The following is a 7,512-nucleotide window of genomic DNA, read 5'->3' on the forward strand; positions in this document are numbered from 1 at the left end:
TCGGGCCGGTCAATTTCCACGATGTGCTCTGGAACACCGCTTGCAGCGCGGCCGAAACACGCTCCTCTTGCAAGCGGAGCGTATCGACCATGTGTTCAAGCTCGTCGACCTTCCCCTGCAAGCGTCCCCGTTCCTGATTCACCCAAACAGCATGTCTGGATGACTCGTCGATCCTTTCCTGCAAGCGCACTCTTTCCTGGCTCAGCCAAGCAGCATGCCTGGATGACTCGAATAGTTCCTGGTAGGCGGTGTCACGCTCGACGCTGAGCGCTTGTCCGGACTTTTCACTCTCGGTCAATCGGGCGCGCAACTCGGCCAATTGGACCTGATGATTCTCGAGGTCTCCCGCACTTCCCGCAGGTCGCGCCTTGAGTTGATCGATTTCCTCGTGCGAGATCTCGGGATTCTTCATCGCGGGATCTTGGCTTGCGTCTTGCAAAACACCCTGCGACGCCTGCTCGTCATGCACCCGATCAGTCATGTTGTGATATGCACTGTTCAATCGCACCTCTAATTCTTCTCGTGCGCCCTTTTCCAAAGACCATCCGTCACGAGCCTCCTGCAGCTGCCGCTGCGACTCAACGAGTTGCTGCTCCAGATCCGTCGCACGCTGAATCATGTCGAATTCCGATGCTCGAATGAATCCGTCAAACCAGTTTGGCGGAACCATAAAGGCATGTTTCAATTCATCCATCTTTTCTGCCGACACGTAGAAGCGGTTCAATCCATCGAAATAGACGAAATGATATTCCGCTTCCTGCAAGAGACCTTCCCAGTCGTCATGGGACGGTATCTGGGAATTCGGCTCCGTGGCCTCGACCAGGATGATCCAAGGGCGAAAGGTATTGAAATCGGCACTCGCCAGCACCTCTTTTTCGTTACCTTCCACATCGATCTTGAGGAAATGGACTGGCCTCTCGCCGACATACGTTTCGCATATATCGCGCAATGTCGTGACCGCAACCGTTACCTGACTGATGTCCCAGTTCGCGTTCCTATACCCTTCGGCAAGCTTTTGAATACCCGTCGAAATCCCGTTACCGCCATCCACTGCGAAATACCGGGCGACCGTCTGCTTGTTCTCCACGGCGACTTGTAGATTGACGTCTTGAGGTCGGGCCTGGGCCAGCCTATTGAACGGCCCAGGCATCGGCTCGATATTTACGCCACGCCAGCCCCGCTCGTAGAATGCCGCCGTTACCGAATCTGCATACGGCTCGGCGGCGCCAACATCTATGTAGAATCCGCGATCGACTTTAGCGAGCGCGCGCCGGAGCATCACATCTTCATAGTTCTGCGCGTACGATACAAATTTCATCGATCAAACAACTCGAATGACCACACGTTAGAAAGATGGTGTGCAGCCTCTTTACATGCAAGCACACCAGAGGCAATACCATGCAATTACTTTCTGGCGGACGCTACATTCTTGCAATACCAGTCATAAGTAATCGCCAACGCTTCGTCGAACGAGAGTCTTGGTTTGAAACCCAACGCCGTCAGACGAGAGATATCGTATGCGCGCAATTTTTGGCCATCCGGCTTTGTCGCATCCCATTCGACGCTGCCACTGAAGCCCGAAATCTTGCAAAGCGTGTCGACCGTATGTCGAATCGTGTGCGATTGACCGGTCGCCAGATTGATTGCACCCGAGTGATTTTCGGCGATAAGGCGAAGCGCATACGCTGCGTCGCCGCTGAAGAGAAAATCCCGTTCAGCCTTCCCAGACCCCCAGACGGAGATGGGCTGCCCTAGAACAGATGCACGATAGAATTTCGACACAAGCGACGGAATGACGTGTCCGAACTTCTCGTCGAATTTATCGTGAGGACCGAAGAGATTGGTGGATACGCAAAATGCGTAGTCCATTCCGTATTGATCTTTGTAGGCCTCGAGCTGCGCAAGCATACCGCGCTTGCTGTGTGCGTACGGAGCCTCGGAATGATGCGGCGCCCCAACCCAGATTTCCTCCTCCGACATCGGGAGACGCACTTGATCAGAGTAAATAGCTGTCGAGCCCATGGCGACAAACTTCTTGCAGCCTGTTTGACGCGCAGCCTCGACTACGTTGGTATTGATTCGAACGTTGTCCAGATACGCGATGCCCCGATTGGACATATTCCCCATGATGCCGTACACCCGCGCCGCCATATGGAAAACGATAGTCGGGCGCAATTCATCGAACATTTTTTCAGTCGCATTTTGATCTCTAAGATCAACGTCACTGCTCGTGATTGCGACGACGTTCGAATACCCCGAGTCCGCCAATTCCCGCTTTAATGCATGGCCGATCACCCCACCGGCACCCGTGATCAAGACTCGCTCTTCAGATTCCGCCATTCCTAACCTCTCCAAATTTTAACCATTCACTTTCCCGTCAAACACCTCGCGACTGCATCGAGTTCAACGTTGGAAGAGCATATGGTGCAGCAAACGTTACAAACCGCAACAATTATACAGACACTACCCTACCGACTACCCTGAACCTCCGAAGGAGACGACAGCCGGTACGACAGGCCGTGGATTCCTCATCGCAATTGCTCGACGCGCTGTGGCTGGGGGCAGGAAGACGAAGTCGTCAAGCTCCCAAGAAAGATGCAAGCTGCAAGCAGGATGGTCCGCTACGAGCATAACTCAGCGCTTATGCATGTGGGCAATTTCGGGGACAGTGCGCGCCTGCCTTTCCAGGTTGTCCTCGCAGGCGCGGAGTGGACGTGCAATGATAAAGCCTCAAATTTCGCCCACAAGTTTCAATTGCCCCTCTCGGGCACGACCAACACAATTTCACGTCGTCGCACGCGACGATCAACCTCGCCTCGTCGAGCCCGCGCACTTCCTCATCAGTCGCTTTCGGATCAGCAAAAACCAGCATCACGACCCAAAAACCACAAATTACTGCGTCTTCGCGACAATGCTGTGGATGCAACGACGAATCAACTGCAGGGCGCAGCGTTGGAATGGTCAGGCTCACGAGAGATGGCACGGGCTGCGGCGGGTACCGGACACCGCAGATTCGCACCGTCTATTCGACGGCATCCAGATGCCGCGCGACCGGCAGCATCGAGCTGCTCGATGCTGCGCAATGCAATGCCGTAATCCCGCGAACCTTCAAAGCCGATATGGAGTCCGCCCAGCGCACGGCCAAGATCGCCTTCTTGCGCGGCCAGTTGCTCGCTGATCGTTGCCCGATCCAGAGTTTCGGGGACTAGTTGCTTGATCAGTGTCGGGTCTCGGTTCGAGCTCTTGCTCGGTTCAATCGTCACTTCTTCCTTGCGCGTGCGTGGCATAAAAGCGGCTCCTTGGCCGTCAGTTTATGCCTCGCACACAGAGTTTCGGATGGGCCGCGCCCCGTCTCCGCGAGCCCTTTGTGAAGTGCCCCCAAGCGGCAAAACATGCTCTGTGCATAGAAAAAACGTGAGTCCCAAGCGCATTCGAAATACGGATAGCGATGAACGCCAGACGCGTCGATCCTGTCTTCGTCAGAGCAAATAATGCGAACCTACGGCTTCGCCACAGTCGCCCCCGCGACGGTCGCGCGACAACATCGTCACGCAGTGCCGCCTTGCGGAGGACGTACATCGAATGGATGAACTGTACCGAATGAATCGGGCCACGCTGTCTGGCAACCCGCGACCGATTGTGTCGCTGGCCCATTCCACGATTCGGCGACACGCGTATCGCACTGCAATCCGCCAACGATCACTAAGTCAAAACACGCTGCATGCGCAAGATCACACACTCGGCCTCGGCACATCACGCGTCGGTTATGGCTCGGGAATCGCCGTGTGGACGGTTTGTAAAGGTGAGGCGTCGCCGCAACCTATGACGTTGCGCGCACTTCCGAAGTACATCGCTCGGATCACGAGCAATTCGCTGTTCTGAACGCAGATGTCGGGCAGCATGACCGGCCCAACACGATAAGACGCAAGCAGTCGATCGCACTCGGCCAGGAGCGATTCCGTCACGGGACATCTTTCCGCCGTGTGCTGCAAATCCCGCACGCGATCAAGCATGATCTCCTGGCCGGTCGACGCGTTCAGCCTGTTGTCGCCTCGTAAGCCGATACGATCTCTTCCGTAGGCCCGAACGCGCGCACGCGCCCATGCTCCATCCAGAGCACCTTGTTGCACACCTTGCGAATTTCCGAGTTCGAGTGCATCGCGAGTACGACTATTTCCGCCCGACTGTGCAGATCCGCCAGCCGTGCCTCCGCCTTGTGCATGAACAATGCATCTCCGACCCCCATCACTTCGTCCAGCAACAGGATTTCCGCATCCACCGCCGTTGACACCGCAAACGCAAGCCGTACTTTCATCCCGCTGGAATACGTCCGAATCGGCAGGTCCAGGCTATCCCCGAGCTCGCAGAAGTCAGCAATTTCGCGCTGCTTTGCCCGGATCTCCGCATCGGACATGCCGAGCAGTAACCCGCGGAGCCGGATGTTCTGGATACCGGTCGAATTTTCGTCCATGCCAAGGCCGATATCGAGCAACGGCACGACTTTCCCCTCCCGCGAAAGCGCGCCAGAAGTCGGAGGATAAATCCCTGCCATCGCCCGCAACAGAGTCGATTTGCCCGCGCCGTTATATCCGATCAATCCAACACGATCGCCGCGCTCGAAACGCAGATTCACGTCGTCCAGCGCGCGTACGACGATCACTCCATCGTTCCCTTCTGCGATCCTGTTGCGCCGCCCCATGCGGAGCACCTGCTTCTTAAGCGAACGCCCCTGCACGTCGAAGATCGGCAGATCAAGCGTGACATTCTTCAATTCAATATATGCCATAGCGCCTCCTCAAACCCAATACGGAATGCGCTTCAGGTAGCGCCCTGTCATGTATAGCGCGACAGGCCATCCGATTACCGCCATGCCGATCGCTACCGCCCAGCTCGTGCCGCTCGGAATCTGCCCGATCAGGGGGCTGCGCACAACGTCAATCAGGTAAGCGAGCGGATTCCATTCCACGATGAACGAGAACCGATTCAACGCATCTGGGCGGAAAATAATCGGCGTTACGTAGAACGCGACCTGGAGTAACGCGCCCACGATCTGCGGCAAGTCACGGAAGCGGGCCGACAGCAGGCCGATCACCATTGCAATCCACGTGGCATTGGCGACAAACAGCAGTAGCGCCGGAATGAACATCGGCAGCGTCTCCCAGCGCTTCACGCCGAAAATTGCCATCAGCGCGATGACTATCACGAAGTTGTGTGCGAGGACGATCAGGTTCCGCCAGACCACCTGCAGGATGTAGATCAACTTCGGAGTGGCCATCTGACGGATGTATGGCGCACTGTTGATGTACGCGACACTGCCTTCCTGGATGGTCGCTGAAAATGTCCCCCAAAGCACGAGGCTGCACGCTAGAAACGGCAGATATTCGTTGATCTTCTGCCCGAACAACGTGCCGTAGACGACGCCCAGCGACGTAATCATCACACCCATACTAATCGTCAGCCAGAACGGCCCCAACCGCGAACGCGCATAGCGTTGCCGAATTTCAAGCCAGCCGAGCAGTGTCCACAACCGCCACGCCGTTATGCTTTTCTTTAGGTCAGCCAGTGAGAGGGTAAGCATGCAAGCTTTCAAAAATGAAGAAATAGGATCACAAGACAAATATCGTCGACCATGTCAGAGCGCTCCAGCACGGTCAATGAGCCCATGCCGAACCCGCAGCCACCGCCGCAAAGGTCGGGCGAGACCACAGATGATGTGGCTCCGCGCCGGCAGTACACGGCGAGCGCCGCCTAGGCCCACTGTCACGTCAGATGTTGCGAGCGGCAACATCATCTGCTGCCACCTTAGGCCCGGCATTTTACCCGGTCACCACGCCTGCCAGAGTCATCTGATGGTAATTTTCACGGGGAAACCGGTGATTATAGAAAGCCTTCCCACGCGAAAGCTATGCTGCTAACAACTTGAAACAGCGGCGGAAACCCGCATCGATTGCGAAAAAAGCCTACGTAATCAGCCTCGTTCGGTGAGATGGTAATCTTGAAAGCGGCCCATTTTGTCGAACTTCTTCCTACGGTACGCCCAGATTTGCGCCCCCTCGATCCCATGACCTCCCCCCCCCTCGCCATCGGCGACATCCAAGGCTGCCATTCCGCATTCCAGTCGCTGCTCGACCAGCTCGCGCCTCCCGCCGACACGCCCCTCTGGATCGCCGGCGACGTCGTCAACCGCGGCCCGGGCTCCCTCGCCGCGCTGCGCGCGGTCGTCGACCTCGGCCCGCGCGCGACCGTCGTGCTCGGCAATCACGACGTGCACCTGCTCGCGGTCTCCGCCGGCCTGCGCACCGAACGCCCGGGCGACACCATCGGCGAGATCCTCGACGCGCCCGACGCCGACGCGCTGCTCGACTGGGTGCGCCACCGCCCGTTCGTGCATGTCGAAGACGGAAAGCTGCTCGTGCACGCGGGCGTGCTACCGCAATGGGACGCCACGCTCGCGCTCGAACTCGCCGACGAACTCCAGCGCGCACTCCGTGCCCCCGACTGGCGCGACACGTTGCAAGGCCTGTACGGCAACGAGCCGAATCAATGGAGCCCGAACCTGAAAAAACGCGACCGGATGCGCGTCGCGTTCAACGCGTTCACGCGCCTGCGCTTCTGCACGCCCGATGGCGCAATGGAATTCAAGGCGAACGGCGGCCCCGACAGCGCGCCGCTCGGCTACCTGCCGTGGTTCGACGTGCCGGGGCGCCGCACCGAGGACGTGACGGTCGTGTTCGGGCACTGGGCCGCGCTCGGCCTGATGCTGCGCGACAACGTCGTCGCGCTCGATTCGGGATGCGTATGGGGAAACCAGTTGTCGGCCGTTCGGCTGACGGCCGATCCGGCACAGCGCACGGTCACGCAGGTGCAGTGCGAGGCGTGCCGCACGCCGGGCGGCGAGTGACGACACGCTGATTCACGCGCCCCCTCGGCGCGTCAGCCCTCGCGCCCCGGCACGGGCGCATCGGTCGTCGCGTCGCCCGCCGCGTCGGCGCCGAGTTCGGTCGCCGGATACGCATGCTTCTGCAACTCGGCGAGCGACTCGGCCGTCGGCTTGCCGACCTTCTCCTGCAGCGTCGCCAGCGCGGCCACGATCGCATCGCGCGCCGCGGCGGACGTCGCCCGGCGGTCGCCGCCCGGCGCGATCGGTTCGCACACGTACAGATGCGCGACGAGCGGGCCGCCGCGCAGCACCATGTCGAGCGACTTGCCGAGCGACAAATCGCCCGTGTAGGCCGGCGCGACCGACTGCCGCCCGTGCGCGTCCTCGTACATCAGGCAGATCGGCTGCACCGCGCAGCCGGCCGATACCGCGGCCTGGAACAGGTTCGCATGGAACGGCAGCAGATCCTGGCCATCGGACGTCGTCCCTTCCGGAAACACGCACATCACGCCACCGTTGCGCAGGCGCTCGGCCATCTCGTGCATGATCCGCATCGCCTCGGTACGCTTCTCGCGCTGGAGGAACACCGTGTCGAGCTTCTCGGCGAGCCAGCCGACGACAGGCCACTGCCG

Annotated in this window: 7 protein-coding genes and 1 pseudogene; 2 read left to right on the plus strand and 6 right to left on the minus strand. The window is 58.9% G+C overall.

From position 1 onward, the window contains the following. From AC3IFE_RS26185 to AC3IFE_RS26195, 3 genes and pseudogenes are all read right to left on the minus strand, one after another. On the minus strand, positions 1-1,318 hold a 1,318-nt coding region (locus AC3IFE_RS26185), incomplete at its 3' end, for an FkbM family methyltransferase (protein WP_489192932.1). 86 nt (positions 1,319-1,404) lie between these two features. Then, positions 1,405-2,340: a GDP-L-fucose synthase family protein gene (locus AC3IFE_RS26190; RefSeq protein ID WP_089466806.1), complete on the minus strand. Its 936-nt coding sequence runs from the start codon at positions 2,338-2,340 to the stop codon at positions 1,405-1,407. A 767-nt stretch (positions 2,341-3,107) separates the two neighbouring features. Beyond that, positions 3,108-3,287 (minus strand): annotated as a pseudogene (locus AC3IFE_RS26195) (IS256 family transposase); the annotation flags it as partial. A gap of 295 nt (positions 3,288-3,582) precedes the next feature. Here AC3IFE_RS26195 and AC3IFE_RS26200 point away from each other — a divergent pair. Then, positions 3,583-3,882 (plus strand): hypothetical protein, encoded by a 300-nt coding sequence (locus AC3IFE_RS26200; protein WP_179233373.1) that lies wholly within the window; start codon positions 3,583-3,585, stop codon positions 3,880-3,882. A gap of 154 nt (positions 3,883-4,036) precedes the next feature. Here AC3IFE_RS26200 and AC3IFE_RS26205 read toward each other — a convergent pair whose 3' ends face one another. Both AC3IFE_RS26205 and AC3IFE_RS26210 read right to left on the minus strand, forming a co-directional pair. Then, the gene (locus AC3IFE_RS26205) at positions 4,037-4,786 is read right to left on the minus strand and encodes an ABC transporter ATP-binding protein (protein WP_089466805.1); all 750 of its coding nucleotides are present in this window, start codon (positions 4,784-4,786) and stop codon (positions 4,037-4,039) included. A gap of 9 nt (positions 4,787-4,795) precedes the next feature. Further along, the gene (locus AC3IFE_RS26210) at positions 4,796-5,578 is read right to left on the minus strand and encodes an ABC transporter permease (RefSeq protein WP_069621198.1); all 783 of its coding nucleotides are present in this window, start codon (positions 5,576-5,578) and stop codon (positions 4,796-4,798) included. Positions 5,579-6,061: 483 nt separating this feature from the next. On the opposite strand from AC3IFE_RS26210, the gene AC3IFE_RS26215 reads away from it, so the two are divergent. Next, complete coding sequence (locus tag AC3IFE_RS26215) at positions 6,062-6,901, plus strand: symmetrical bis(5'-nucleosyl)-tetraphosphatase (RefSeq protein WP_489192936.1); 840 nt, start codon at positions 6,062-6,064, stop codon at positions 6,899-6,901. A gap of 32 nt (positions 6,902-6,933) precedes the next feature. Here the strand turns inward: AC3IFE_RS26215 and AC3IFE_RS26220 are convergent. Next, a partial coding sequence (locus AC3IFE_RS26220; RefSeq protein ID WP_489192938.1) for a lysophospholipid acyltransferase family protein occupies positions 6,934-7,512 on the minus strand: 579 nt, incomplete at its 5' end.

It is taken from the genome of Burkholderia sp. APQ4-4ca, from assembly GCF_057837105.1.